This window comes from Nocardia amamiensis NBRC 102102, from assembly GCF_001612745.1.
GTDB lineage: Bacteria > Actinomycetota > Actinomycetes > Mycobacteriales > Mycobacteriaceae > Nocardia > Nocardia amamiensis.
Map to the genome: position 1 here is coordinate 13,355 of NZ_BDBA01000033.1, position 26,531 is coordinate 39,885.

Sequence of the window (26,531 nt, forward strand, 5' to 3'; positions counted from 1 at the left end):
TGTTAAGTATACCTAGATGAACACCTGTTCACCTTCAGGAGGCTGACATGAAGAAGTGGGAAGGCGCGACCGCGGTCGTGACCGGTGCGAGTAGTGGGATCGGCGCGGCGTTCGCCACGGCCTTGGCCGAACGACGTTGCAACCTGATCCTGGTCGCCAGGCGCGAGCATCGGCTGCGCGAGCTGGCGACAGAGCTCGAACACACCTTCGGTATCCGGGCTCGAGTCCTCACCGCGGACCTTTCGATCCCCGCGGACGTCGAGCGACTCGCCGCAGTGTTGAGCACGGACGACAACCCCATCGATCTGCTGGTCAACAATGCCGGTTTCGCAACCCACGGCCCGCTCGCCGACCACGACCCGGCGCGAACGCGCGCGGAGATCGCGGTCAACGTCACCGCCGTCGCGGAACTGACCTCGGCGGTACTGCCGGGCATGCTGCGGCGGGGCGAGGGAGCGGTGGTCAACATCGCCTCCACCGCGGCATTCCAACCGATCCCGTTCATGGCCGTCTATGGCGCGACGAAGGCGTTCGTGCTGTCGTTCACCGAGGCGCTGTGGGGCGAACTCGAAGGCAGTGGTGTCACCGCGCTTGCCGTGTGCCCCGGCGCCACCGATACCGAATTCTTCGAGGTGGCGGGCGAAGCCGCCAGCGTCGGACGACGGCAGACATCACAGCAGGTGGTCGCGACGACGCTCCGCGAAATGGACCGCCGCACACCCCGGCCGAGCGTGGTATCCGGGCTGGCGAACGCAATGTCGACGCGATTGCCGCGATACCTGCCGCGCCGCACCACGATTCGCCTGACCCGTGGATTGGTCGCGGCGAAATGACACTGTACGCACTGCGACCCAGCAGCCTCGGCGACATCTCTGCGATGCGCTGCCACCTGCGCAACGAACGGATCGTGACGGCATCGGCGCAGCGGGCCTTCGACATTCTCGCCACCGGCGAAGCGCAACAGGAGTGGGCCGCCGGATACCGGGCTACCACCTGGTACGGAAGTGCACCGCATGACGTGGGAACGATCCGTGACATCCACTTGCGCTGGATCACCGTGCGCGAACGATTCCTGGTCTGGGAGCCCGCCGCCCGTTTCACGTTCTCCGCCGATGCCATGTCGATCCCGTTGGCCCGCAGAATGATCGAGGACATCACCTTCGATCCGATCGGACCCGACCGCTGCCGCCTGATCTGGCAGGTACACCTCGATCCGGCACCGGTTCTGCGCCCGATCGAATCCCTGGTCATGCGACGGTTTTTCGAGCCGATGTTCGACTCGTTCGCCGCTGGACTCGCCGGATTCGCCCACGCGCACCCCGATCAACCGTCGGACCTGCCGCCTGCAGGACCATGATGGCAGCCGCTTCGGGTCTGGCCGCCCCGAAAAGACGGCCTTCGGTCTGGGCTCCGAAGGCCGCCATCCATTCGGACTAGATCGTCGTCGAGTTCGCCCCATCGGGAAGCGCGGCGAGCACACCGATCCGCGCCACCGCGTCGGTGACGATCCGATCGATCAGCTCCTTGCAGGTGGGCAGGTCATCGATGATCCCCGTGACCTGACCCGCCGCGAGCACACCCGCGTGGGTGTTGCCCTCGACCAGTCCGGCGCGCAGCAGCATCGGGGTATTCGCGGCCATCACGACCTGGGACCAGCTCAGATCCTTGGTCTTTCGCATCGACAGTCCGTCGCGGATCATGGTGGACCATTTCATCCCCGTCATGCTTTTGAACCGGGCTGCGTTCGCGACCGCCGCGGTTAGTCCGCGCCAGCGCCCCGAATGCTCCAGGCGCTGTACCAGTTCGGTGTTCAGCACGCGGTGCGGCATTCCGTCGACCTTCAGCGACACCACCGTATCCTGCAGCTGCCTGCGCAGATACTCCTGCTTGACGGCGTCCGGGACCGTGCTCTCCTGGGTGAGCAGGAACCGGGTGCCCATCGCGATACCCGCCGCGCCATAGGCCAGCGCGGCGGCCAACCCGCGTCCGTCGAAGAACCCGCCCGCCGCGATCACAGGAATGTCCACCGCGTCCAGCACGGACGGCAGCAGCAAGGTGGTGGCCACCGGGCCGGTGTGCCCGCCGCCCTCGCCGCCTTGCACGATGACCGCGTCCGCACCCCAGGACGCCACTTTGACCGCGTGCTTGGCCGCACCGATCGACGGGATGACCACCACGCCGGCGTCTTTCAGCTTCGCGATCAAATCCTGTTTGGGCGCGAGCGCGAACGAGGCGACCGCCACCTTCTCCCGGATCAGCAGATCGATCCGCTCGGGGGCGTCAGCGGCGTCGGCCCGGATGTTGACACCGAACGGTTTCCCGGTGTGCGCCTTGGTCTTCGCGATGGCCGCCTCGAGCTCCGCGAAGGTCATGGTTGCCGAGGCGAGGATGCCGAGCCCGCCCGCCTCCGCGGTGGCCGAGACCAGCCGCGGACCCGCAACCCACCCCATACCGGTCTGCACGATCGGGTGCTCGACGCCGACCAGATCGGTCAACGCGGTGCGCAGATGCGCGGTCATGACGGGACCTCGGTTTCGCGAATCTTCTTGGGATCGAGCACCTCTCGGATCAACCGCAGTTCCCCGGCCGTTGGTATGCGCGTCTCGTCGGCCTCGGCGAGACCCGCAATGTCGAAGGAGGTGTTCTCGGCGACCTCGTCGGCGGTGACGCCGGGATGCAGGCTGCGGGCGCGCATGGTGTGGCCGGGACCTTCGAAATCGAACACACCCAGGTTGGTCACCACACGGTGCAGGTGATGGAAGCGGTAGGCGGGGTCGGCCGGGTCGACCTTGTCGTATCCCACACCCGAGACGATGTCCACCCGCTCGGTGAACACGCGCTTGGAGTGCCGCGCGACCCAATAGCTGGTGGCGTGATTGATGGTGTTGCCCGGCGCGCCGCGCACCCCGAACATCTGCCGGGACGGCTGCTGTAGCGGACCGAACGCCGAGAGGTTCTGGTTGCCGAAGCGGTCGATCTGATTGGCGCCCATCACCACATGCCTGCGCCCCGAGGCCACCACGTCGAAGACCTTCCGAAACGGAATCCAACCCTCGATCGCAGCTTTCCCGCCCAGCGGGGGAGTCTCGGCGAACAGCAGCGCTTCGCCGTCCGACAGCAGCAGATCGGGTTCGGTGGTGAGCTTGGCCAACCGGGCACCGAGGATGGACATCGGCGACATCGGACTGGCCATGATTTCTCCCGCGCCGCGGAAGATCTCCGCGCAGGCGACCGCGCACACCTCGGCGCGGGTCACGGTCTCGGTGCTGGTCATCGCGCCTCCTGTGGCTTGCGGGACACGGTCGTCTGCATCACGCCTCCTCGGCGAATCGGCGGACCGCGGCCTGGTACTGCTCCTCGGACCCGGCCAGGTAGGTGTCGACGAACCGCTGCCACGCTTCCGGCGTCTTCGCGGACTCGACGTAGTGCTTCTGGAACTTCTCGTCCCGGCCGTAGCTGTCCGCGGCGAGGGTGAAATGCGCGCCGCCCGGGGCCTCCACCACGCCGTCGACCATCATGCGATTGAGCAGCAGTGCCTGTGGTGGAACGGTTTTCACCAGTTCGCCGGTCTCAACCACCCGTTCCACCGAGACGTAGCGCCGCTGCGCCGCCAGGCAGAACAGGTCGTCGAAGTACGGGTCGATGCCGGTGTAGGCGGCGTTGCCGTGCGCGTCGCCGAGATTCAGGTGCACCAGCGCCGCATCCAGGCGCAGCGCAGGCATGGCGATCAGAGTCTCCGGCGTGCCGTCCACCGGGTACGGCGATTCGACGGTCTTCAGTTCGCCTTCCCAGAAGTTCGGGACGTCCGATCCGAGACCGGCACGGATCGGCAGGAACGGCAGTCGCGCCGCGGCCGCCTTCAGGCCGCACTGGAGCATGCCCTCGTCCATTTCGCGGGCGACCAGCGCGCCGGAGGTTCGCGCCGCGGCGAACCACGGGTCGTAGAACGGCGGCGAATCCAGCGACACGAACCCGTAGTACGCCTTGCGCACCTTCCCGGCCGAGCACAGCAGCCCGAGGTCGGGCCCGCCGTAGCTGACCACGGTCAGATCCGTGAGGTCCGACCGCAGGATGGCCCGCACCAGCGCCATCGGCTTGCGCCGGGAGCCCCAGCCGCCGATGCCGATGGTCATCCCGCTGCGCAGTTCGCCGACGACCGCCTCGAGCGACATCCGCTTGTCTCGCATTGCTTTCCGCTCCCTCTCCGATGGGCGGCTCACCGCCGCCCGCACCGCTGTGTTCACCGCCCGGCCTTGCGCGCCGCGAGATCGTCGTCGAACCGGGCGCGGATCTCGTCGGCGACGCCGGCGAGGTTGAGTTCGAAGGTGAACCCCTGCTCGTACCGGTAGCTGCGGTGCACGTCTTGCACGTCGATGCCGTTCAAGGCCCGCTTCGCCGCACGGATCACCCGGCCGTGCTTGGCCGCGATGTTCTTGGCCAATTCCAGGGCCGCCGCGTCCAGTTCGGCGCGCGGTACCACCTGGTAGACCGAGCCGTAGTGGTGCAACTGCTGCGCGGTGATCGTGCTGGCCGTGTAGAACAGCGCGCGCATCAGGTGCTGGGGCACCAGGCGCGCCAAGTGGGTCGCCGCGCCGAGCGCGCCGCGGTCGACTTCGGGCAGCCCGAAGGTGGCGTCGTCGGAGGCGATCACGATGTCCGCGTTGCCCACCAGCCCGATGCCGCCGCCCAGGCAGAAGCCCTGCACCACCGCAATGACCGGCACCTGGCACTCGTAGACCGCGGCGAAGGCCTCGAAGCAGCCGTGGTTGGCGTCGATCAGCGCCTGGTGGCCGGGCTTGCTCTGGATCTCCTTGATGTCCACGCCTGCGTTGAAACCGCGGTTCTCCGCGCGCAGCACCACCACCCTGGCGTCCGGATCGCGGCCCGCCGCGCGCACTTCGTCGGCGATGGCGAACCAGCCCTCGGTGGGAATGGCGTTGACCGGCGGATAGTCGACCGTGACCACGGTGATGCCGGTGGATTCGGAGTGGCGGTTGATCCCCATCGCAAGTCCCATCGTCGGTGCACGCACTGGCAAAGCAAGCAGTTGCTTGGTAGGTTAGCACGGTGGCACTCGAAATCGATCTCGCCGGACGCGTCGTTCTGGTGACGGGCGGTGTTCGCGGCGTCGGCGCGGGCGTGAGCAAGGCGTTCTTGGCCGCGGGTGCGACCGTCGTCGCGTGTGCGCGGCGGCCCGCCGACGGTCCCGTCGAGGTCGACGGACGCGCCATCGACTACCTGCCGTGTGATGTCCGGGACGCGGACGCGGTTCGTGCGCTGATCGAGACGATCACCGAACGCCATGGCCGACTGGACCATCTGGTCAACAACGCGGGTGGCGCGCCCTTCGCGCTGGCCGCCGAGGCGAGCAAGAACTTTCACACCAAGATCGTCGAACTGAACCTGCTCGCTCCGCTGCTGGTGGCGCAGGCCGCCAACGCGGTGATGCAGCGGCAGGACGAGGGCGGCTCGATCGTGAACGTCTCCAGCGTCAGCGGGCACCGTCCGTCGCCGGGTACCGCCGCCTACGGCGCTGCCAAGGCGGGCATGGACAGTCTCACCGCCTCGCTCGCCGTCGAATGGGCGCCGAAAGTACGGGTCAACTCGCTGGTGGTCGGACCGGTCGACACCGAATTGAGCCATCTGCACTACGGCGACCAGGACGGCGTCGACGCGGTGGGCCGGACCATCCCGATGGGTCGCCTGGCCCGCCCCGAGGACATCGGCCGTTGCGCCGTTTTCCTCGCCTCGCCGCTGGCCGGCTACGTCAGCGGCGCGACCCTGCTGGTACACGGCGGTGGCGAGCGCCCCGCCTTCCTCGCCGCCTCCACCGCGGATCAGCAGTCCTGAACAACTGGACCGAACCCGACCACCCACGAAGAGGACACCCATGGACACCGACCAGATCTGCGCCGGACGCGTCGTCATCGTCACCGGAGCGGGCCGGGGCATCGGCCGCGCGCACGCTCTTGCCTTCGCCGCGGCGGGCGCGCGCGTCGTGGTCAACGACCTCGGTTCGGCGCTGGACGGCGCGGCCACCGCGGAGACCCCGGCGCAGCAGGTGGTCACCGAGATCGAGGCGCTCGGCGGGGAAGCCGTGGCCAACGGCGACGATGTGGCGGACTGGGCCGGCGCCCGCAGGCTGGTCCGCCAAGCCGTCGACACGTTCGGCAAGCTGGACGTGCTGGTCAACAACGCCGGTTTCGTGCGCGACCGGATGCTGGTCAACCTCAGTGAAGAGGAGTGGGACGCGGTGATCCGCGTGCACCTCAAGGGCCACTTCGCGACCATGCGGCACGCGATCGAGTACTGGCGGGCGGAGACGAAGGCGGGCCGTCCGGTGGACGGCCGAATCATCAACACCAGCTCCGGCGCGGGTCTGCAAGGCAGTGTGGGGCAGGGCAACTATGGCGCGGCCAAGGCCGGTATCGCGGGCCTGACCCTGACAGCCGCCGCCGAGTTCGCCCGCTACGGCGTCACGGTGAACGCGATCGCCCCGGCCGCACGCACCCGGATGACCGAGACGGTGTTCGCGGAGACGATGGCCAAGCCGGACAACGGCTTCGACGCCATGGCCCCGGAGAATGTGTCTCCGCTGGTCGTGTGGTTGGGCAGCACGCAGTCGGCGGCTGTGACCGGGCGGATGTTCGAGGTCGAGGGCGGCAAGGTGGCGCTGGCCGACGGGTGGCGGCACGGCGTCGCCGTCGACCGCGGCGCCCGCTGGACTCCGGCCGAACTCGGCCCCGTCGTGGCCGATCTGATCGCCAAGGCGCCGCCGCCGGAGCCGGTGTACGGGGCCTGATCGGCTCAGCCTCTCCGGGGCGCAGTCGAAGCGTGGGTCTACTATGTGCACCCATCCGCTGGAAGTCCCGGGTGAGAGTGGCGACCGGGCAGAGAACTGCGCTTCGACTGATGAGGGAAGGTTCGGCGCATGACCGTAGGTCGCACTGGTTCCGTCGCGGTAGGTTCCGCCGCCGTAGGTTCGGCAGCGGTCAGCTCGGCGTGCCTGCTACCGCTGTTGTCGACGCCCTACGGCACGGCCGCGGCATCGCGATCTACACCGCGTTGGTCGCGGTGCCCCGCCGCCGCAGGGCAGACCCAGCGCCCGCTGCGCCGGTCGCCTCAGGTGCTGCCCGGCAATGCGATCTAGGCGTGGCCCGTATGGGAGATCGCGAGTCTGCTGTTCGCGCTCGGCGCGGCGCAGTCCCGCCGTGACGTCGTACTCGCGTCTCCGCCGGCCTCGGTGGTCGAGCGGGCCGACCGGGTGGCGCGGTGGACGCGCAATCCGGTGGGCGCAGTCGTGGTCGACGCCCGATGGATAGCTCCGTCGGAGGGCATTAGTCCACGCGGATGGGTACAGGCCATCGCCAGGGTCTATCCGGAGGTGGCTTCCGCGCCGACTCGAAATTGAGCGCAGTCGCGCGCAGGCGATCGGTCAGATGCAATAGTGCGCGACCGGTCGGCTATTCGAACGAACCGGCCCGGATGGGAATCCGGTTCGGCCCGAACGAGGAACGTCGTGCGGCATCGAAAACCGTTATCCGTACCGCTGATCCGGACGACATCGCATACCGGACCGCGGTCGTGCCCTTTTTTCATCGGGCACGACCCCAGCGCCCGTTGTGTGCTGCAAGCACGCTTGCACGTGCATAACACAACACAGTGCGACCCGACGGGCCGCACTGTGTTGCCGTGCAAGTGAACCTATTCGGTGCCGTCCGGAGGAATTTCGGGCAAGCCTTCGCTGGCCCGCAACTTCTCCGCCATGGACGTGAGCAGGTTCTGTGATTCTTCGGACAAGTCGAACGCTCTACTCGACAGCCGTCGCAGTCCGTAGCCCTGCAGCTGGGACAGCAACTCCAGATCGTGATCGATCTTGGCGGCATAGATGTCGTTGAAGAAGTAGTCCGGCTTGACCTTGAAGAACTTCGCCAGGGCGGCCACCGTCTCATCGGATGGGTTCGTCCGTTGTCCCGACCGCAACTGCGACAGGTACGGTTTCGAGATCGGATGTCCGGAGGCCGTCAGCGCTGCCGCAACCTCCGCGTTGGTGTGCGGCTTACGCCCCGGGGGATGCACGGTTTCGAACAGCTTGTTCAGCCGCGCCGCGAAATCAGCCATTGTGAGCCGCCCAATTCCCTTCGCTGTACTAACAGTCGTTATCTCGGATACGTATCATTGATATTAGCGGCTCAGTAACTGAAAACCTACGCCTGATTCCGGATTTCCTTGAAGCTTCTAGGTCGGAACGCGGCGAAGGCACTGGGAAGGTCGCGTTTGCGGGTCACCCCAACGGCTATCGAGAACCCGGGGTACGGCCAGGTTCTGGCCCGTCGTCGCGGTCCCGCGGCGGGCAGTCTTGATAGCCGCAAGATAGCTGACGTCTCATCGACCAGGGCGTATGGGGATTTTTGTGGCGTACGACACGTTTCGCCCCCTAGGGGATGAACGTTCAACCAATCGGCTGAAAATAGTTGAAACTACAAACGTTCGATGATCGTGCCTGTCGCGAGTGCGCCACCGGCGCACATGAGAACCATGGCTGTGCTGCGGTCGCTGCGCTCCAGCTCGTGCAAAGCCGTTGTGAGAAGACGCGATCCGGTGGAGCCGACGGGATGTCCGAGCGCGATGGCGCCGCCGTTGACATTTACCCGGTCCATGTCCGGTTGGTGGACCGACGCCCACGAAAGTGCGACTGACGCGAACGCCTCGTTGATCTCGAAGAGATCGATGTCGCCGATATTCATGCCGGACCGTTCCAGTAACCGGGTGCACGCCTGCACCGGGCCGTCGAGATGGAATTCGGGCTCGGCCCCGACCACCGCCTGGGTGACGATCCGCGCCCGCGGCCGCAATCCGGCTCGGCGCGCGGCCTTCTCATCCATCAGCAATATCGCGGCGGCGCCGTCGGAGATCTGTGAGGACGATCCAGCGGTGTGCACGCCACCCTCCAGTACGGGCTTCAGCTTCGCCAGCCCCTCCACGCTGGTCTCGCGCAGGCCCTGATCCCGTCGCACGTCGAGCTTTTCGCCGGTCGGGTTGCCTTCCTTGTCCACCGCGGGAGCGGTGACGGTTAGCACCTCGCGGTCGAACCGCCCTTCGGCCCATGCCTGCGCGGCCAGGCGCTGTGAGCGTGCGCCGAACTGGTCCACGTCGGCGCGAGTGATGCCGCGCCGCTTGGCGATTCGCTCCGCGGCCTCGAACTGATTGGGCAGGTCGATGTTCCACGACGCGGGCCTGCGCAGTCCGGCGTGCTCGCCGACATTGGCGCCCAACGGAACCCGGCTCATCGCCTCCACGCCGCAGGCCATGCCGACCTCGATCGCGTCGGCGGCGATCAACCCGGCGATCAGGTGGTTGGCCTGTTGAGCCGACCCGCACTGCGTGTCGATGGTGGTGGCGCCGACCTGCCACGGCAGGCCCGCGTGCAGCCAGGCGACCCTGGTGACGTTGTTGGACTGCTCGCCCGCCTGAGTGACGCATCCGCCGATGACCTGCTCGACCTGCGCGGGGTCCAGGTGTGCGCGCTCGAGCAGCCCGCGTTGGGCCAGGCCGAGCAGTTCGGCCGCGTGCAGGCCCGACAGCCAGCCGCCGCGCTTTCCGATCGGGGTGCGTGCGGCCTCGACGATCACGGGTGTGCCCATGTGCAACCTTTCCTTATGGGACAGAAAACTGGAACGCGTTCATAGCACTTGCCAGGGTCGGATCTGTCCGGTTTCTTTCCTAGTTCTCGCCCCTGTGCTTCAATGATTATAGAACGTGTTTCAGTTTGTCGAAGGAGACATCTGGTGGTAGACACTCGGAATACCCGGCCGCTTCTCCCGGACGGGTTCGACGTCACGGACCCGGACATCTATGCCGAGCGTGTTCCGGTCGAGGAGTTCGCCGAACTGCGCCGGACTGCGCCGATCTGGTGGAATCCGCAGTCGCCCGACGTCAGCGGGTTCCGCGACGACGGATTCTGGGTGGTCAGCAAGCACGCCGATGTCAAGGAGGTCTCGCGGCGCAGCGATGTGTTCTCCAGCCACGAGAACACCGCCATCCCGCGGTTCAACGACGACATCTCCCGCGAGCAGATCGAGCTACAGCGCATCGTCCTGCTGAACATGGACGCGCCCGAGCACACCAAACTGCGCAAGATCATCTCGCGCGGGTTCACGCCGCGCGCCATCAACGGTCTGCGCGCCGAGCTGTCGGCCCGCGCCGAGGCGATCGTGAAGGCGGCAGCCGAAGCCGGTTCCGGGGATTTCGTCACCCAGGTCGCGTGCGAACTGCCGCTGCAGGCCATCGCCGAGCTGATCGGCGTCCCGCAGGAAGACCGGATGAAGATGTTCACCTGGTCCAATGACATGACCGGCTACGACGACCCGGAGAGCACCGCCGACCCGGTCGCGGCCTCCGCCGAGATCCTCGGTTACGCCTACCAGATGGCGGCCTCGCGCAAGCAGTGCCCGGCCGACGACATCGTGACCACGCTGATCCAGGCCGACATCGATGGTGACAAGCTCACCGAGGAGGAGTTCGGCTTCTTCGTGATCATGCTCGCCGTGGCGGGCAACGAGACCACCCGCAATGCCATCTCGCACGGCATGATGGCGTTCCTGGAGCACCCGGACCAGTGGGAGCTGTTCAAGAAGGAGCGGCCCGCCACGGCCGCCGACGAGATCATCCGCTGGGCCACCCCGGTCACCTCGTTCCAGCGGACCGCGCTGGAGGACACCGAACTGGGCGGCGTGCGGATCAAGAAGGGGCAGCGCGTGGTGATGCTGTACCGCTCGGCCAACTTCGACGAGGACGTCTTCGATCAGCCGGAGAAGTTCGACATCATGCGCAAGGACAACCCGCACCTGGCCTTCGGCGGCACCGGCGCGCACTTCTGCATCGGGGCGAACCTGGCCCGGCTGGAGATCGACCTGATCTTCAACGCCATCGCCGATCACCTGCCCGATATCACCAAGGTCGCAGGCGCGAAGCGGCTGCGCTCGGGCTGGCTCAATGGGATCAAGGAGTTCCCGGTCGACTACAAGACCTGCCCGATCGCGCACTGAGATCCGAAAAAGGGGCCCGCACACCACATGGTGCGAGGCCCCTTTTCTCGTTCGAAGTGCGTTCAGTCGACCGGTCGCGCGGTCGCCATGGCGCGGTCGACCTCCCAGAACGCGCGCAGGGCGGCGATCTTGCCGTCGTCGTCCACCCGGTAGGTGAACACGCCGTCGGCGTCGATCCGGTGACCGCCGATCGTGCTGCGGATGGTGCCGGTGAAGGCGACTTCCTTGCCGCAGGCGAACGAGTCGCCGAACCGGAACTCGATCAGATCGGTCTTGGCGATCGCCTTGTCCCAGAACGCGGCGATGGCCTCTTTGCCGTGGTGTCCCTTGCCTTCCGGGTCGAACCCGGACGGGCCGATCGGGTCTTCCACGATGCCGTCCTCGGCGAACAGCGCCACCCATGCCTGCTTGTCCCGCGCTCGAACCGCGGCCTGCGAGGCGAGGCCCGCCGCCCTGGCCGGGTGCTCTTCGGTCATGGCATGTCCTTTCGCTGCGCGGCCACGATCGGCTCGGCGATGTTCTGCTGCGCGAACTTGCGCAGCGAGTCCTGTTTGGCGGCGAGCTCCCCGTCGAAGCCGATGCCGTCGGCCAGCCACGGCACCACGATCGCGTCGGTGACGCCCGCGTCGGCGAGATCCTGGTACCCGGACCGGCCGAAGCGGTCGATGCACACCGCCTGGATCTCGAACGGTTCGCCGGCCATGCCGTATTCGGCGCGCAGCGCGTCGAGTCTTGCGATCGTGCGCCGCAGCTCGTCGTAGGTCATCATGGCCGAGGTCCAGCCGTCGCCCACCCGTGCGGCGCGCCGCAACGCGGCGTCGGTGTGCCCGCCGATGTAGAACGGCACCGGCTCGCTCGGCGCCGGGCTCATCTGCAACGGATCGAAGTCGAAGAACTCGCCGTGATACTCGACCATCCCTCCGCCCAGGACCAGCTTGATGACCTCGATCATCTCGTCCACCCGAGCGCCGCGCCGGGCGAACGGCACTCCACACCACTCGAATTCCTCCGGCGCCCAGCCGATCCCGACGCCGAAGCCGAAGCGGTTGCCGGACAGGTTGGCCACCGAGCCGACCTGCCGGGCCAGCAGCAGCGGGTTGCGCGAACCCAGCTTCAGCACGTTCGTGTAGAAGCGGATGCGGCTGGTGACCGCCGCCATGGCCGTCGCGCCGATGAGCGGGTCGACCCAGGGAGTGTCCGGTCCCCAGAACCTGCTGCCGTCGCGCGTGTACGGGTATTTCGCCGCCGCCGATTTCATGAAGAACAGCGAGTCCGGCAGCGCGATCGACGAAAAGCCGCATTCCTCGGCTGTTTTCGCGAGCTCGGTCAGCTGGTCCAGTGGACTCAGCGCGATGCCGAGGGTGAACTTCATGGCACTCATGGCCGCTCCGATCCGACCACCCACATCGAGAAGTACTGCGACCCGCCGCCGTACGCATGACCGAGCGCCTTGCGTGCCCCTTCGACCTGATAGTCCCCGGCCCGTCCCATGACCTGCTTGGCCGCCTCGGCGAACCGGATGAGCCCCGACGCGCCGATCGGATTGGAGGACAGCACGCCGCCGGACGGGTTGACCGGCAGGGTGCCGCCGATCTCGGTCTCGCCTTTGTCGGTGAGCTTCCAGCCGTCGCCAGGGGGCACGAAGCCGAGGTTTTCCAGCCACATCGGCTCGAACCAGGAGAACGGCACGTAGATCTCGGCCGCGTCGATCTCCTCGAGCGGGTTGGTGATGCCCGCCGCCTCCCACAGTGCAGCGGCCGCGTCCCGCCCGGCCTGGGGATTGACCTGATCGCGTCCGGCGTAGGTGGTCGGCTCGGTGCGCATCGCGGTGGCGTGCACCCAGGCGACTGTCCTGCCGGTGGCCTCGACGGCGGCGGCCGCGTCGGCGTCGCCGAGCACGATCGCGCACGCGCCGTCGGAGGAGGGGCAGGTCTCGTCGAAGCGGATCGGGTCCCAGAGCATCTGCGAGGCGAGCACCGATTCCAGCGTGATGTCGGGCTGCTTCAGGTGGGCGAGCGGGTTCTTGGCGCCGTTGCGGCGATCCTTCACCGCGACCATCGCACCGATGTGGCCCGGCGCGTTGGAGCGCCGGATGTAGGAGCGCACGTGCGGTGCGAAGTAGCCGCCCGCGCCCGCGCCGACCGGCATGGTGAACGGCACTGGAATCGACAATGCCCACATAGCGTTCGATTCCGACTGCTTCTCCCATGCCACCGCGAGGACGCGCTTGTGCACGCCTGCCTGCACCAGGTTGGCGGCGACGATGCCGGTGGAGCCGCCGACCGACCCGGCGGTGTGCACGCGCAGCAGCGGCTTCCCGGTGGCGCCCAAGGCGTCCGCCATAGACAGCTCGGGCATCATGACGCCCTCGAAATAGTCGGGCGCTTTGCCGACCACGACCGCGTCGATGTCGGCGATGGTCAGCCCGGCATCGGCGAGGGCACGATCGATGGCCTCGCGGCACATGCCCGCCATCGACACGTCGGTTCGTTTCGTCACGTGATGGGTTTGTCCGGTGCCGAGTACCGCGGCGGGAAGTGGCCCACGCGTCGTAGTCATTGGGTCTCCGATTCCAAGACAGTCACAAGGTTCTGCTGCAGGGCGGGGCCGCTGGTGGCGTGGGCAAGGGCGCGATTCGCCGAGCCCGCCATGATCGCCTCGGCCGCGAAGCCGATGCGTTCCAGGCCCGCCGCGAACATGGGGTTGGCCGCGAGCGCGCCGCCGGACGGGTTGATCGTGGTGCCGTCGCGCAGGCCGATGGCCTCGGTGAGGATCAACTGCTGATGACTGAACGGCGCGTGCAGTTCGGCGATGTCGAAACCACTGGTGTCGCCGCCGGTGACGGCCTGGGCTGCGGCCGACGTGGAGGGGGAGACGGTGAGGTCACGGGCGCCGAGGACCGGGGTGTCCACCCGGTGCGCCATGCCGGTGATCCAGGCGGGACGCTCACACAGTTCGCGGGCGCGATCACCGACCGCCAGCACCACCGCCGCCGCGCCGTCGGTGATCGGCGCGACATCGTGCGCGCGCAGCGGGTCGGCGACATACGGGTTGTCCAGCAGGCTGTCGACATCACCGGACTCGCCCGCGGCCACGGCCGCCATGTCGCGCTCGGTCCACCGGCCGGCATCGAGCCCGGCCCGCGCCTGCAATCCGGCGATGGACAGCGCGTCGGGCCACAGCGGCGCGACCAGGTAGGGGTCCAGCTGCATGGTGAGGATTTGGCGCAGCGTCCCTGCGGAGGACTTGCCGAAGCCGTACACCAGCGCGGTCTTCGCCTGCCCCGAGCGCAGTTTCACCCACGCCTCGTACAGCGCCCACGCGGCGTCCATCTCCACGTGCGATTCGTTGATCGGTGGCACGGCGCCGATCGCGTCGACCGCCGAGATGAACGAAAAGGCGCGTCCGGCAAGAAAATCGGAGGATCCCGAGCACCAGAAGTCGATATCGGACTTGGTGATGCCGAGCCGGTCGTAGAGCTGCTGGAAGCAGGGCACCAGCATCTCGACGCCATTGGTGGTGCCGAAGGTCTCCGGCACGTGCGGTGCGTGGGCGAAACCCACGACCGCGATGTCGGTGGCGTTGTCAGTCAACGTGCGCCTCTCAGAGGTGGTGGGAGTAGGTCTCGTAGTCGGCGTCCGGCTCGCCGGTGGGACGGAAGTGGTCCACGTTCTCCAGGCCGTAGCCCCACTCCTCGCGCGGCTTCCACACCGCCTCCACCCGCATGCCCATGCGCACCTCGCCGGCGTCGCAGCCGAGTACCAGATGCAGCACCGGGATGTCCGCGCCGTCCAGCAGCACATACGCCGCGACGTACGGCGGCTTGATCCGCTGACCGAGGAACGGCACGTTGACGATGCAGAAGGTGGTCACCGTCCCGCGGTCGGGCAGCTCGATGAAGTCGTTGGTCGGCCTGCCGTCGGTCGGGTTCGCGCCGCGCGGCGGGAAGTACACCTTGCCCGCGGTGTCGGTGCGCGCGCCGATCAGCTTGCCCTCGGCGAGTCCGCGCAGGTAGACGGTCTCCTGCGGGGAGGCGGTGTGCTTGTAGGACAGGTCGACCGGGGTGGTGATCATGGTGACCGGCTCGGCCGCGGGGCCGGATTCGGCGGCCGCCCCGGAGGTCTCGCCGGGCTCGAAGCACACGATGTCACGAATGCTGCCCTCGGTGTGGGCCGCCCAGTGAGCGGTCACCCGGAGGCCGGTGTGGATGTCCTCCGGCGCGGCGACGTCGACCGCGTGCAGCAACGCGGTGTCGGCGCCGTCGAGCCGGATCAACGCCCAGGCGAACGGGCGGTCGAACGGCTGACCGGGCAGCGGGTCGCGCACCCAGGTCCACGATTCGACGGTGCCGGTTTCGGCGACGTCGACGAATTCGGTCAGCGGTTCGGCGGTAATCGGGTCGTATTCCGGCGGCGGCACGATCACCCGGCCGTCCGAGCCGCGCACGCCGACGATCTTGCGGTCGCGCAGGTGGGTCAAGAACGTCCCGATGGTGGTTCCGACGGAGCGGGTGTAGTCGAAACGCACCCGCAGGGGCGCGCTGAGTACCTCGGGCATGGTGTCCAATCCCGTGCCGCTCCCACCCGCGATTGCCGTGGATGCAGTATTCCCCTGAGTCACGATATCGAGTAGAACAGGTTCTAACTCTGCTGGCAAGCGGCGGTGTGCGTGATGGTCGAGGACGCCGCCGATGGAAACGCGGTCGATCGGAAAGGGGTCCGGCGTGAAGTTCGGATTGCAACTCGGGTACTGGATGGCTCAGCCCCCCGCGAACGCGGGGGAACTGGTGGTGGCGGCCGAGGAAGCCGGGTTCGACGCCGTGTTCGCCGCCGAGTCCTGGGGGTCGGACGCCTTCGGTCCGCTCACCTGGTGGGGTTCCTCGACGCGGCGGGTGCGCCTCGGGACCTCGGTGGTGCAGATGTCCGCGCGCACTCCCGCGGCCACCGCCATGCATGCCCTCACCCTCGATCATCTCAGCGGCGGCCGCGCGATTCTCGGCCTCGGCGTCTCCGGGCCGCAGGTGGTGGAGGGCTGGTACGGGCAGCCGTTCGCTAAGCCGCTGCAGCGCACCAGGGAGTACGTCGGCATCGTGCGCCAGGTGCTGGCTCGCGAGGCGCCGGTCACCAGCGACGGCCCGCACTATCCACTGCCCTACGCCGGGCCGGGTTCGCTCGGACTCGGCAAGCCGCTCAAGCCGATCGTGCATCCGCTACGTGCGGATTTGCCGATCTGGCTGGGTGCGGAGGGGCCGAAGAACGTCGCACTCACCGCCGAGATCGCCGATGGCTGGCTGGCCATCTACTACGCGCCCCGTCTGGCCGGGATGTACCACGACTGGCTCGACGAGGGCTTCGCCCGGGCGGGTGCGCGGCGCACCAGAGACGACTTCGAGATCGCCGCGAGTTGCCAGGTGGTGATCACCGACGACCCGGCGAGCGAGCTGGAGCGGATGCGCTGGATCATGGCGCTCTACATCGGCGGCATGGGCGCGCCGGAGCTGAACTTCCACGCCCAGGTGTACCGGCGGATGGGCTATGACCGCGAGGTCGACGAGATCGGGCAGCTGTTCCAGGCGGGCAGGAAGGCCGAGGCCGCGGCGGCGGTGCCGGACGAGCTGATTCTGGACACCGCGATCATCGGCGACGAGCAGCACGTCCGGGAACAGCTGAAGGTGTGGGAAGCCGCCGGCGTCACCATGATGCTGGTGTCGGTTCCCGATATCGCGCAATTGCGTCGGTTGGCACCCCTTGTCGAACAGTAGAACACGTTCTAAATTCAATGGGGTGACTGCCTCACCAGCCCCGTCGAAAATTCTCGGTCTGTGGAACATCGCCGAAGCCGAACCCGATCGGATCGCTATGGTCGACCCGTCGGGCCGGGAGGTGACGTATCGCGAATTGGCAACGCTCGCCGATCGTTACGCCACCGGCCTGCGTGGGCTCGGCCTCGATACCGGCGACGTGCTGGTGAGCATGGTGCACAACTGTGTGGAGGCGATCGCCGCCTACTTCGCGGCCTATCAGTCCGGGTTGTACATCGTCGCGGTGAACTGGCATCTCACCGGCCCGGAAGTGGCCTACATCCTGGGCGACAGCGAGGCGAAGGCGTTCATCGCCAGCGATCGTTTCGCCGCCGCCGCGCAGGCCGCGGCCGACGAGGCGGGATTGCCCGCGGCGGCGCGGTTCGCGGTGGGCGAGGTCGAGGGTTTCAAGTCGGTGGCCTGGCTCGGCGCCGCGGACACCGGGCGTCCGTCCGATCGCAGCACCGGCGCGCCGATGCTCTACACGTCGGGAACCACCGGACGGCCCAAGGGAGTTCGGCGCCCGCTCACCGGCGCCGACCCGGATGTCGTTCCGCCGCACACCACCGCGTTCTTCGGACTCTTCGGCCTCGCTCCCTATGACGATCATGTGCACATCTGCGGTTCGCCGCTGTATCACACGGCGGTGCTGAACTTCGCCACCATCTCGATTCAGCTGGGCCACAAGCTCGTTCTGATGGACCGCTGGGACGCGGAGGAGATGCTGCGGCTGATCGACAAGTACCGCGTGACGCACAGTCACATGGTGCCCACGCAGTTCCATCGCCTGCTCGCGCTGCCGGAGGAAGTGCGCGCCAAGTACGACGTCTCCTCGCTGCGCAGCATGGTGCACGGCGCCGCGCCGTGCCCGCAGGAGACCAAGCGGCAGATGCTCGAGTGGTGGGGGCCGACCGTCACCGAGTACTACGCGGCCACCGAGGGCGGCGGGACGGTGATCAACGGCTCCGACTGGTTGCGCAAGCCGGGTTCGGTGGGCAAGGCGTGGCCGTGGTCGGTGATCAAGGTGCTCAGCGAAGAGGACGGCTCCGAGGTCCCGGTCGGCGAACCCGGCCTGGTCTACATGCGCATGGGCGCTTCGAGTTTCGAGTACCACCACGACAAGGCCAAGACCGAGGACTCGCGCGTCGGCGACCTGTTCACCGTCGGCGACATCGGGCACCTCGACGAGGACGGCTACCTCTACCTGCACGACCGGCGCTCGGACCTGATTCTGTCCGGTGGTGTAAACATCTATCCCGCCGAGATCGAGAACGTCCTGATCACCCACCCGAAGGTCGCCGACGTCGCGGTTTTCGGCATCCCGCATCCGGATTGGGGTCAGGAGGTAAAGGCGGTCGTGCAGCCCGCCGACGGGGCCGAAGGCGACGACGAGCTCACCGCCGAACTGCTCGCCTTCGCCGCAACGCAATTGGCGAAGTACAAGATGCCCAAGTCGATCGACTACCTGCCCGAACTACCGCGCGACCCGAACGGCAAGCTCTACAAGCGCAAGCTTCGCGACCGGTACATCCCGGCAACGTAGTCGAGCCGAAGGCGCATGGAGTGTAGCCATGGGGCCGTGCGGTCTCGGCGGCGCAGGCGATCACGTCGCGGTTGCGGACTACGGCGCAGTCAGGTGGTGAAATGGCGGCTCGGGCCTGGTATCCGGGCCGCCATTTCTGTCCTCGTGGTCAGCTGACTGGCTCGTGCAGTTCTGGCGCCAGGCCAAAGAGTGGGAAGAGCTTCTCCGTGTCGAGGAAGAAGTTCAGACCGGCGATGGTGTCGCCATCGAGTTCCAGCACCGTGATCGACCACGGCACCCACACACCCGGCTCGTCGCCCGGCTTGTAGTGGCCGAAGGCGGGCAGGCCGTTGGCGCCTTCCAGTCGGACCAGGCGCGAGTCGCGGCAGGCGCTTCCGGTGCTGAGCATGAACGCGGCCACGTTCTCCGGGCCGGAGATCCACAGCTCGATCGGCGGCATGGACAGTGCCACATCTGCTTTCAGCAGGGACGTGAGCGTGTCCATGTCGTAGGCCTCGAACGCCTTGACGAAGTTGTCCACCAGTCTGCGCTGGTCCTCGTCGGTTTCGTCATAAGTATCGGTGGTGGTGGGCTGGACCTTGGACATGGTGGCCCGCGCGCGCTGCAGGGCGCTGTTCACCGACGCGGGCGACATGGTGAGCGCCTCGGCGGTCTCGCTGGCGGAGAACCGCAGGACCTCGCGCATGATCAGGATGGCGCGCTGGGTGGCGGGCAGGTGCTGGCAGGCGGCGACGAAGGCCAGGCGCAGGGTGTCCTTGGCGCTGGCGTGCTCGGCCGGATCGGCGCCGAACGCGAGCCCGTTCGGGATGGGTTCGATCCAGACGTAGTCCGGCTGCGGCGCCGGTAGCGGCGAATCCGGCCGCGACGGACCGGACAGATCCATCGGCCGCGCTCTGCGCTGCGGGCCGTCGAGCATGTCCAGGCAGACGTTCGTGGTGATCTTGTACAGCCAGGATCGGAGGCTGGCCCTGCCCTCGAACGAGGCATAGGACTTCCACGCGCGGGTGAAGGTCTCCTGTACCGCGTCCTCCGCTTCGAAGGACGAGCCGAGCATGCGGTAGGCATACGCGCACAGTTCTCTGCGATGGGTCTCGAACGAGGCGAGCACATCGGGAGCGAGGCCCGCGGCGGAGCCGGGCGAGTCGTTCATGGGTGCCACCCTGCCACAGGCCACCGACACACAACAGGCCTCGAAGCTCGAGACCCGCTCGGATCAAGATCATTAAACCTGTTCGGTGTGTGGGACGGGTCACCTGGCGGTGCGATGAGTTTTTCTGTGGTGGCCCGTCATATCCAGTGACACGAACGGATGCTCGAAAGGACGAGGCCATGAGCAGCAAGATGATCTTCATCAATCTCCCCGTCGACGACCTGAACCGGTCGAAGACCTTCTACGAGGCGCTGGGCTGGAAGGTCAACCAGGAGTTCACCGACGACAACGCCGCGTGCATCGTGGTCGACGACAACATCTGCCTGATGCTGCTCACCAAGGATTTCTTCACCACCTTCAGCAAGCGGCCGCTGGCCGACACGAAGGCGGCGATCAATGCCGCGTATGCGCTGTCGATGGGCAGCGCCGCGGAGGTCGACAGCCTCACCGCAGCCGCGCTCGCCGCGGGCGCGACCGAAGAGGTGAACGAGGACAAGCGCGCGCAGGAGGCGCAGGTCGGCATGCACGGCCGCACGTTCATCGACCCCGACGGCCACCAGTGGGAGCCGTTCTGGATGGACTACCCGGGCAGCAACTGAGCCCGGCGTAGTCGGCCCCGGTGTGCACCGGTCAGTGCGCACACCGGGGGCGTTGTGCTTTCTGCCGCCGGGATCTTTCAGTTGCCGGTGAAAGTGGGCTTACGCTTTTCCGCGAACGCTTTGGGGCCTTCCTTGGCATCGGCCGAGCGGAACACCGCCATACCGAGCTTGGCGTCGATCTGGAACGCGTCCTCTTCCGGCATGGCCTCGGTCTCCCGGATGGTGCGCAGGATCGCCTGCACCGCGAGAGGGCCGTTGGCGGCGATCTGCCCGGCGAGTTCGAGCGCCTTGTCCAGCGCCGTTCCGTCCGGCACCACGTGCCCGATCAGGCCGATCTCCTTGGCTTCCGCCGCCGTGATGTGCCGACCGGTGAGCAGGATGTCCGCCGCGACCGTGTAAGGGATCTGGCGGACCAGCCGCACGGCCGAGCCGCCCAGCGGGAACAGGCCCCAACGCGCTTCGGACACACCGAATTTCGCGCTCGCACCGGCTACGCGGATGTCGGTGCCCTGCAGGATCTCGGTGCCGCCCGCAATGGCCGGGCCCTCGACCGCCGCGATCAGTGGCTTGGTGAGCCTGCGGCCCTTCAGCAGTGCTTCGAGTTTGGCCGGATTCCAGCCGCCGCCCTCGATGGTGTCTCCGGGGTGCGCGGAGGTCATGCCTTTGAGATCGGCACCCGCGCAGAACGCGCCGCCCGCGCCGGTGAGGATCGCCACCCGGATATCCGGATCGTTGTCCACCTGGTCCCAGGCGTCACGCATGATCGCCATCATCTCCGCCGACAGCGCGTTGCGCGCCTCGGGTCGGTTCATGGTGACGATGAGGACATGGTCGCGCTTCTCGACGAGGCAGTGCGGCATTGCGGATTCTCCTGACTTCGAGCCTTGTCAGAAACAGTAACACGTTCTATTTTTATGACTGTGAGCTACAACATAGCGGACCTTGTCGAACACGCCATCGACCTGATGCCCGACCGCGTCGCGCTGGCCGGCGACGGCCGTGAGGTCACCTACGCCCAGTTGGAGGAGCGGGCCAACAAGCTTGCTCACTACCTGCAAGAACAGGGAGTCCAACCGGGCGACAAGGTGGGCATCTACTCACGCAACACGATCGAGGCCGTCGAGGCCATGGTCGCGATCTTCAAGGCGCGCGCCGTGATGATCAACGTGAACTACCGATATGTCGAGAACGAGTTGCAATACATCTTCGACAATTCGGACACGGTCGCGCTGATCCACGAGCGTCGCTACAGCGACAAGGTCGCCGCGGTTCGTGCGAACACCCCGAAGCTGCGCACGGTCATCGTCGTGGACGACGATACGACCGGGACGATTCCCACCGCAGCGGATTCGGTGGAATACGAGGCGGTGATCGCGCAGTCCTCGGGTGAGCGCGACTTCGGCGAACGCTCCCCGGACGACCTGTACATGCTCTACACCGGCGGTACCACCGGCATGCCCAAGGGCGTGATGTGGCGCCAGGAGGACGTGTGGCGGGTGCTCGGCGGGGGCGTCAACTTCATCACCGGCGAATACGTCCAGGACGAATGGGAATTGGCGAAAGTGGGCGCGGGCAGCCCGCCGATGGTGCGGTTCCCGATTCCGCCGATGATCCACGGCGGGGCGCAATGGGCCACCCTCCAAAGCCTCTTCGGTGGCGGCAAGACCGTGATGATCCCGGAGTTCTCCGGGCACGGCGTGTGGCGGGCCGTCGACCAGCACAAGATCAACCTCATCTTCATCACCGGCGATGCGATGGCGCGCCCGATGCTGGACGCCCTGGTCGACGGCAACCCGGAAACCGGTGAGCCCTACGACCTTTCGACCCTGTATGTGATGGCCAGCAGTGCGGCGCTGTTCTCGCCCGCGCTCAAGGACCAGTTCCTCGAGCTCTTGCCCAACCGGATGATCTCCGATTCGATCGGCTCTTCGGAAACCGGCTTCGGCGGCATCTCCATCGTGGCCAAGGGCGCGACGCACACCGGCGGCCCCCGGGTGAAGATCGACGCCTCCACCGAGGTGCTCGACGAAGACGGCAATCCGGTGCAGCCCGGCTCCGGGAAGGTCGGCATCCTGGCGCGGCGCGGGCACATCCCGCTGGGCTACTACAAGGACGAAGCGAAAACCGCGGCGACGTTCAAGGAGTTCAACGGGATTCGATACGCCATCCCCGGCGATTTCGCCAGGGTCGAGGAAGACGGCACGGTCACGATGCTCGGCCGCGGTTCGGTCAGCATCAACAGCGGCGGCGAGAAGATCTACCCCGAGGAGGTCGAGGGCGCGCTCAAGACGCACCCGGAGATCTTCGACGCGCTCGTGGTCGGCATCGAGGACGAACGCTGGGGCCAGCGGGTGGTCGCGGTCGTGCAATGCCGCGGCGAGAACCGGCCGACCCTGGAAGAACTGCGCCCGATGCTCACCCAGGAAATCGCCCCCTACAAACAGCCCCGCAGTCTCTGGTTCGTCGACGAGATCAAGCGCTCCCCGGCGGGCAAGCCCGACTACCGCTGGGCCAAGGAGCAAACCCAGGCCCGTCCCGCGGACGAGCACGCGGAGGCGGGCGGCAAGTAGGAACCCGCGACCTGGCGGACCGCGCTTTCGCGGCCCGCCAGGTTGACTTTCTGCTGCGCGGATCGAGTTCAGCGGTTGGCGAGTTCGGCCAGCCGGAATGCGAGGCGGTGGCGGAAGGCGGGGATGCGGGCGAGGGTGGCGAGGGTCAGGTTGCGCAGCGCGCGGGCAGGGCGGGCGTGCAAGGTGGCCATTGTGGTCATCCGGTCGGTGAACGAGACGACGCCGAGTGCGACGGGGCGGCGAGTGGTCTCGTAGTCGTCGAGCAGCGTGTCCGGCTCGGCCGCGAGTACCCGGGCCAGCAGCGGGCCGAGGGCGGCGGCGTCCTGGATACCGGTGTTCATTCCCTGGCCGCCCGCTGGGCTGTGCACGTGGGCGGCGTCGCCCGCGAGGAGGATGCGGCCACTGCGGTAGTGGTCGGCTACCCGGTGGTGCACGCGGAAACGCGAGCTCCACAGCACCTCCCGAACTTTCACCTCGCCGCCGGGGCCGCGAGTGTCCAAGATGGCCTGGATGTCCTCGGCGGTCGAGTGCTCAGGGGCCGTTTCCAGGGTGGCGACCACGCGGTAGCGGTTCGGTTCGTCGTGGTCCGGCAGCGGCGCAACCACGGTGACGCCCTCGGGTGAGAGGTGCAGGGCTACTTCGTCGCGTGCGATGGGCCAGTCCATCCGGACGTCGGCGAGCACGAAGGATTCCGGGTACGTGGCGCCGGTGAACCCGATGCCCGCCTGCTCGCGGACCACGCTGTGCATGCCGTCGGCCCCGATGACGTACTGCGCCCGGATGCTGCCGGGAACGCCTGCGGCGTCGGTGTATTCGACTGTCACACCATCGGTTTCGCTGATCACCTTGCCGACCTGGTACGGCCGCTGCACGTGGCCGCCCGCCTTGCGCAGCCGGTTCAGCAGAATCTCTTCGGTGGTGGCCTGCGGGGTCATCAGGGTATACGGGTAGCGCGTCGGAAGGCCGCCGAACAGGATCGCGGCGAGTGTCCGCTTGCCGTCGCGAACCGTGAAGCGCGGCACGACGATCCCCGTCGCGACGAGTTCGTCGGCGATGCCGAGCTGCTCGAGCACCTCCAGCGTCCTGGCATGCACAACGGCGGCGCGCGAGGTGTTCGCACCTTCGGTGAGCCGGTCCAGCAGCACGAAATCCACTCCGGCGTCGGCCAGCGTGATGGCGGCGGTCAGCCCGGCCGGTCCGGCGCCGACGATCACGACGGAAGTGGTGGCGGGCAGCGAGTTCGGGGTGGTGTTCATCGGAACTCCTCAGGTCAACGTTTGTAGGCCAACGCTTGTTGGCATAACCGTAGCCGCACGCGGTGGACGAAGTCAACAGTTGTTGGCCTACACTTGTTGGCATGACTGCCGAACCTGATCACGCTCCAGCCCGCCGGTCGGACGCAACCCGGGCAGCGATCCTTGCTGCCGCCCGTGCCCGCTTCGCGGCAGAGGGATTCCGCAAAGCGACCATCCGCGCCATCGCCGCCGACGCGGCCATCGACCCATCCATGGTCATGCGGTATTTCGGCAGCAAGGACGGCCTGTTCGCGGCAGCGGTCGACATCGACCTCGACCTGCCGGACCTCGGCTCCGCCGAACCAGACGCCCTGGGCGAACTACTGGTCCGCCGATTCTTCGCGGTCTGGGAGGAGGAGCCCAACAGTGAAGTGCTGCTGACCTTGCTGCGCTCGTCGATCACCGACGACGCGGTCGGCGAACGCATCCGCGCGGTCTTCGCCGAGCAGGTGCTGCCCGCCGTCCTGCGCTTCGGCGATCCCGCCGACGCCCCGCGCCGAGGCGGTCTGATCGTCACGCAGCTGCTCGGCCTCGCGCTGTGCCGCTACGTGCTGCGCCTGCCCCCGGTCGTCGCACTGACCCGCGAACAGATCGTCGCGGACGTCGCGCCCACCCTCCAGCGCTATTTGATGTCGGCTCCTATTGGATCAATTCAGTCGGCAGACGATTGGTAATCGAGGACAATCGCGAGTTGTTCCGCGATATCGGCTACCTCATCCACGGCACCGCTGGCCACCGACATCATCAAGTCGTAGGCGCGATCCTCGTCGAGCCGGTCCAGAGAGATCCCGTTGCGCCCGAGAAACACGACAGCGGCGGCTATCGCGAGGCGCTTGTTGCCGTCGACGAGCGGATGATTTCCCGCGATTGATTGGAGCAAGGCTGCTCCCTTGTCGAACAGCGTCGGGTAGGCATCTGTGCCGAAGACAGTCGTCTGTGGGCGTGCGGCCGCGGAAGCCAGCAAGCCGTGATCACGGACGAGATAATTCCCTACGGCATCACGCGCGATGACGTGCAGATCTGCAACGGTCAGGTAGTAGACCGGATCTGCCGTCACTCCGCCAGCCTGTCGAGCAATCCGCGATGGCGCTTGGCGAACTGTTCGGATAGCTTGCGAACTTGGCTGTCGGCGGTTTCGGCCATCGCCTCCGGGACGACCGCCGCCACTCGCCGACCGTGGCGTGTGAGGTGCACCACCGTACCCGCTTCAGCTGCGGCGATGACGTCGGCCAGCCGCTCTCGAGCTTCGCTGACCGGGAGTTCCCAGTTCTCTCCGATGGGTGATGCGGTCATAGCAAAACTGTACGTCTTCATCGAGGTTTCGTACAGAAATCGGCGAGCTCCGCGCACAGTCCGGCGAACTCGCCGGTCGGCCCGCCACGGTGGCGGGCCGACTGGGTGATGTCCGGTTCAGGCCGGGGTTCCGGCCAAGAGCGCGCCGAGGGTGCGCAGGTGGTCGGTGCGCGTGCCGAGGGCGAACTCGTTGTGTTTGGCGGCAGTGAAGTAGTTGTGCACGATGTGGTCGCGGTCGATGCCGACGCCACCGTGCACGTGGACGACGGTGTGCGCGACGCGGTGGCCCGCGTCGGCGGCCCAGAACTTGGCGGTGTGCACCGCCTCGGCCGCAGGCAGGTCCTCCGACAGCAGCCACGCGGCCTGGGTCGTCGTCAGGCGCAGGCCCTGGACGTCGATGTAGGCGTCGGCGAGCCGCTGGGCGACGGCTTGGAAGCTGCCGACCGCCTTGCCGAACTGCTCTCGCTCCCTGGCGTATTCGGCGACCAGTTCGAGTGCGCGTTCCAGCGTGCCCAGTTGCACGGCGCTCAGTCCGAGCCAGGCGCGGGTCAGCAGCCAGTCGAGGATCTCCGCGCCGCCCGCGACCGTGCCGACCAATTCACCTGGGGTATCGGTGAGTTCGACCGCGAACTCCGGGCTGCGATCGACGACCTGCTGCGCCGTCACCGTCGCGGCCGCAGGATCGACCAGGAAGACCGCGGTGGCGCCGGATATCGTGGCGGGCACCAGAATCCGCGCGGCGCGGCCGGCGTAGGGCACGGTGGTCTTGGCGCCGGTCAGCCGCCATCCTTCGCCGGTCTCGACCGCGGTGGTGGTCGGCGCGGTGGGTTCCCAGTTCCGTTCCTCGGCCAGAGCAACGGTGAGGATGATCCTGCCCGCGCCGGCCTGGGTGGCCAGATCCTGTTGTGCCGCATCGCCGAAGCGGGCCAGCGTGCCCGCGCCGAGCACGATCGACCACAAGTAGGGCACTGCCGCGACATGCTTGCCCAGCTCGCGCAGGATGGCGGTCTGCTCGAGCGGCCCCAGGTCGCTGCCGCCGACCGACTCGGGCAGCGCCGCCGCGAGCACGCCGGTCTCGGCGAGTGAACTCCACAGCGGCTGGTCGAATCGCTCGTCCGCGGTGTCGAGTTCGCGCAACCGGTCGGCGGTGACCAGCTTGCCGCACACCTCGCCGGTGAGCCGGGCGAGATCCAGTTGGGCTTCGGTGGGGGTGAAATCCATGGTGATCCAGTC

Annotated in this window: 27 protein-coding genes; 10 read left to right on the forward strand and 17 right to left on the reverse strand. The window is 67.3% G+C overall.

The window, feature by feature from the left end:
• Nucleotides 1–47 precede the first annotated feature (47 nt).
• The gene (locus NA4_RS09460) at nt 48–833 is read left to right on the forward strand and encodes an SDR family NAD(P)-dependent oxidoreductase (RefSeq protein ID WP_067467217.1); all 786 of its coding nucleotides are present in this window, start codon (nt 48–50) and stop codon (nt 831–833) included.
• Complete coding sequence (locus NA4_RS09465) at nt 830–1,357, forward strand: SRPBCC family protein (RefSeq protein ID WP_067467220.1); 528 nt, start codon at nt 830–832, stop codon at nt 1,355–1,357. Before NA4_RS09460 ends, NA4_RS09465 begins: the two co-directional genes overlap by 4 nt.
• A gap of 76 nt (nt 1,358–1,433) precedes the next feature.
• On the opposite strand, the gene NA4_RS09470 is transcribed toward NA4_RS09465, so the two are convergent.
• The 4 genes from NA4_RS09470 to NA4_RS09485 are packed head-to-tail and all read right to left on the reverse strand — an operon-like array spanning nt 1,434 to nt 5,005.
• Entirely contained in the window at nt 1,434–2,519 is a 1,086-nt protein-coding gene (locus NA4_RS09470; RefSeq protein ID WP_067467223.1) for an NAD(P)H-dependent flavin oxidoreductase, read from the reverse strand.
• Nucleotides 2,516–3,274: a CoA-transferase subunit beta gene (locus NA4_RS09475; RefSeq protein WP_067467226.1), complete on the reverse strand. Its 759-nt coding sequence runs from the start codon at nt 3,272–3,274 to the stop codon at nt 2,516–2,518. Before NA4_RS09475 ends, NA4_RS09470 begins: the two co-directional genes overlap by 4 nt.
• A gap of 37 nt (nt 3,275–3,311) precedes the next feature.
• Nucleotides 3,312–4,187: a CoA transferase subunit A gene (locus NA4_RS09480; RefSeq protein WP_084496940.1), complete on the reverse strand. Its 876-nt coding sequence runs from the start codon at nt 4,185–4,187 to the stop codon at nt 3,312–3,314.
• A 53-nt stretch (nt 4,188–4,240) separates the two neighbouring features.
• Nucleotides 4,241–5,005 carry an enoyl-CoA hydratase family protein gene (locus NA4_RS09485; RefSeq protein WP_067467232.1) on the reverse strand — a complete coding sequence of 255 codons (765 nt, stop codon included), beginning with the start codon at nt 5,003–5,005 and terminating at the stop codon, nt 4,241–4,243.
• Nucleotides 5,006–5,067: 62 nt separating this feature from the next.
• On the opposite strand from NA4_RS09485, the gene NA4_RS09490 reads away from it, so the two are divergent.
• Together NA4_RS09490 and NA4_RS09495 are read left to right on the forward strand one after the other, a co-directional pair.
• Complete coding sequence (locus NA4_RS09490; protein ID WP_067467234.1) at nt 5,068–5,850, forward strand: SDR family oxidoreductase; 783 nt, start codon at nt 5,068–5,070, stop codon at nt 5,848–5,850.
• A 40-nt stretch (nt 5,851–5,890) separates the two neighbouring features.
• The gene (locus NA4_RS09495; protein ID WP_067467237.1) at nt 5,891–6,802 is read left to right on the forward strand and encodes an SDR family oxidoreductase; all 912 of its coding nucleotides are present in this window, start codon (nt 5,891–5,893) and stop codon (nt 6,800–6,802) included.
• A 902-nt stretch (nt 6,803–7,704) separates the two neighbouring features.
• Here the strand turns inward: NA4_RS09495 and NA4_RS09500 are convergent.
• Both NA4_RS09500 and NA4_RS09505 read right to left on the reverse strand, forming a co-directional pair.
• Complete coding sequence (locus NA4_RS09500) at nt 7,705–8,121, reverse strand: helix-turn-helix domain-containing protein (RefSeq protein WP_011207048.1); 417 nt, start codon at nt 8,119–8,121, stop codon at nt 7,705–7,707.
• Nucleotides 8,122–8,480: 359 nt separating this feature from the next.
• The gene (locus NA4_RS09505; RefSeq protein WP_067467240.1) at nt 8,481–9,644 is read right to left on the reverse strand and encodes a steroid 3-ketoacyl-CoA thiolase; all 1,164 of its coding nucleotides are present in this window, start codon (nt 9,642–9,644) and stop codon (nt 8,481–8,483) included.
• 144 nt (nt 9,645–9,788) lie between these two features.
• On the opposite strand from NA4_RS09505, the gene NA4_RS09510 reads away from it, so the two are divergent.
• The gene (locus tag NA4_RS09510) at nt 9,789–11,048 is read left to right on the forward strand and encodes a cytochrome P450 (RefSeq protein ID WP_067467243.1); all 1,260 of its coding nucleotides are present in this window, start codon (nt 9,789–9,791) and stop codon (nt 11,046–11,048) included.
• Between the two features lie 62 nt (nt 11,049–11,110).
• Here NA4_RS09510 and NA4_RS09515 read toward each other — a convergent pair whose 3' ends face one another.
• From NA4_RS09515 to NA4_RS09535, 5 genes are read right to left on the reverse strand one after another with little or no spacing between them, the layout of a single operon-like run.
• A complete protein-coding gene (locus NA4_RS09515) occupies nt 11,111–11,524 on the reverse strand; it encodes a nuclear transport factor 2 family protein (RefSeq protein WP_067467246.1) in 414 nt (137 codons plus the stop codon).
• Complete coding sequence (locus NA4_RS09520) at nt 11,521–12,420, reverse strand: TIGR03619 family F420-dependent LLM class oxidoreductase (protein ID WP_067467249.1); 900 nt, start codon at nt 12,418–12,420, stop codon at nt 11,521–11,523. Before NA4_RS09520 ends, NA4_RS09515 begins: the two co-directional genes overlap by 4 nt.
• Before the next feature lie 5 nt (nt 12,421–12,425).
• Entirely contained in the window at nt 12,426–13,607 is a 1,182-nt protein-coding gene (locus tag NA4_RS09525) for a thiolase family protein (protein WP_067467252.1), read from the reverse strand.
• Nucleotides 13,604–14,641, reverse strand: coding sequence for a thiolase family protein (locus tag NA4_RS09530; protein WP_067467255.1), 1,038 nt, complete (start codon nt 14,639–14,641; stop codon nt 13,604–13,606). The genes NA4_RS09525 and NA4_RS09530 overlap by 4 nt, the downstream gene beginning before the upstream one ends.
• 10 nt (nt 14,642–14,651) lie before the next feature.
• Nucleotides 14,652–15,605 (reverse strand): Zn-ribbon domain-containing OB-fold protein, encoded by a 954-nt coding sequence (locus NA4_RS09535; protein WP_067467258.1) that lies wholly within the window; start codon nt 15,603–15,605, stop codon nt 14,652–14,654.
• Nucleotides 15,606–15,771: 166 nt separating this feature from the next.
• On the opposite strand from NA4_RS09535, the gene NA4_RS09540 reads away from it, so the two are divergent.
• On the forward strand, nt 15,772–16,809 hold the full coding sequence (locus NA4_RS09540) for an LLM class F420-dependent oxidoreductase (RefSeq protein WP_067467361.1): 1,038 nt from the start codon (nt 15,772–15,774) through the stop codon (nt 16,807–16,809).
• A gap of 22 nt (nt 16,810–16,831) precedes the next feature.
• A complete protein-coding gene (locus NA4_RS09545; RefSeq protein WP_067467261.1) occupies nt 16,832–18,391 on the forward strand; it encodes an acyl-CoA synthetase in 1,560 nt (519 codons plus the stop codon).
• A gap of 148 nt (nt 18,392–18,539) precedes the next feature.
• On the opposite strand, the gene NA4_RS09550 is transcribed toward NA4_RS09545, so the two are convergent.
• Complete coding sequence (locus NA4_RS09550) at nt 18,540–19,541, reverse strand: sigma-70 family RNA polymerase sigma factor (protein WP_067467264.1); 1,002 nt, start codon at nt 19,539–19,541, stop codon at nt 18,540–18,542.
• 179 nt (nt 19,542–19,720) lie between these two features.
• Here NA4_RS09550 and NA4_RS09555 point away from each other — a divergent pair, with 179 nt between their 5' ends.
• Nucleotides 19,721–20,140, forward strand: a complete 420-nt coding sequence (locus tag NA4_RS09555; RefSeq protein ID WP_067467267.1) for a VOC family protein — start codon at nt 19,721–19,723, stop codon at nt 20,138–20,140.
• Nucleotides 20,141–20,217: 77 nt separating this feature from the next.
• Here NA4_RS09555 and NA4_RS09560 read toward each other — a convergent pair whose 3' ends face one another.
• The gene (locus NA4_RS09560) at nt 20,218–21,000 is read right to left on the reverse strand and encodes a crotonase/enoyl-CoA hydratase family protein (RefSeq protein ID WP_067467270.1); all 783 of its coding nucleotides are present in this window, start codon (nt 20,998–21,000) and stop codon (nt 20,218–20,220) included.
• Nucleotides 21,001–21,060: 60 nt separating this feature from the next.
• Here NA4_RS09560 and NA4_RS09565 point away from each other — a divergent pair, with 60 nt between their 5' ends.
• On the forward strand, nt 21,061–22,710 hold the full coding sequence (locus tag NA4_RS09565; protein ID WP_067467364.1) for an acyl-CoA synthetase: 1,650 nt from the start codon (nt 21,061–21,063) through the stop codon (nt 22,708–22,710).
• Between the two features lie 68 nt (nt 22,711–22,778).
• On the opposite strand, the gene NA4_RS09570 is transcribed toward NA4_RS09565, so the two are convergent.
• Entirely contained in the window at nt 22,779–23,966 is a 1,188-nt protein-coding gene (locus NA4_RS09570) for an FAD-dependent monooxygenase (RefSeq protein WP_067467273.1), read from the reverse strand.
• 101 nt (nt 23,967–24,067) lie between these two features.
• Between NA4_RS09570 and NA4_RS09575 the strand changes: the two genes are divergently transcribed.
• Entirely contained in the window at nt 24,068–24,679 is a 612-nt protein-coding gene (locus NA4_RS09575; RefSeq protein ID WP_067467276.1) for a TetR/AcrR family transcriptional regulator, read from the forward strand.
• Here NA4_RS09575 and NA4_RS09580 read toward each other — a convergent pair.
• The 3 genes from NA4_RS09580 to NA4_RS09590 form a co-directional block, all read right to left on the reverse strand.
• The gene (locus tag NA4_RS09580; protein ID WP_067467279.1) at nt 24,658–25,062 is read right to left on the reverse strand and encodes a type II toxin-antitoxin system death-on-curing family toxin; all 405 of its coding nucleotides are present in this window, start codon (nt 25,060–25,062) and stop codon (nt 24,658–24,660) included. The genes NA4_RS09575 and NA4_RS09580 overlap by 22 nt on opposite strands.
• Entirely contained in the window at nt 25,059–25,298 is a 240-nt protein-coding gene (locus NA4_RS09585) for a type II toxin-antitoxin system Phd/YefM family antitoxin (protein WP_067467282.1), read from the reverse strand. The genes NA4_RS09580 and NA4_RS09585 overlap by 4 nt, the downstream gene beginning before the upstream one ends.
• Nucleotides 25,299–25,415: 117 nt before the next feature.
• Complete coding sequence (locus NA4_RS09590; protein WP_067467285.1) at nt 25,416–26,519, reverse strand: acyl-CoA dehydrogenase family protein; 1,104 nt, start codon at nt 26,517–26,519, stop codon at nt 25,416–25,418.
• Between the last annotated feature and the right edge of the window lie 12 nt (nt 26,520–26,531).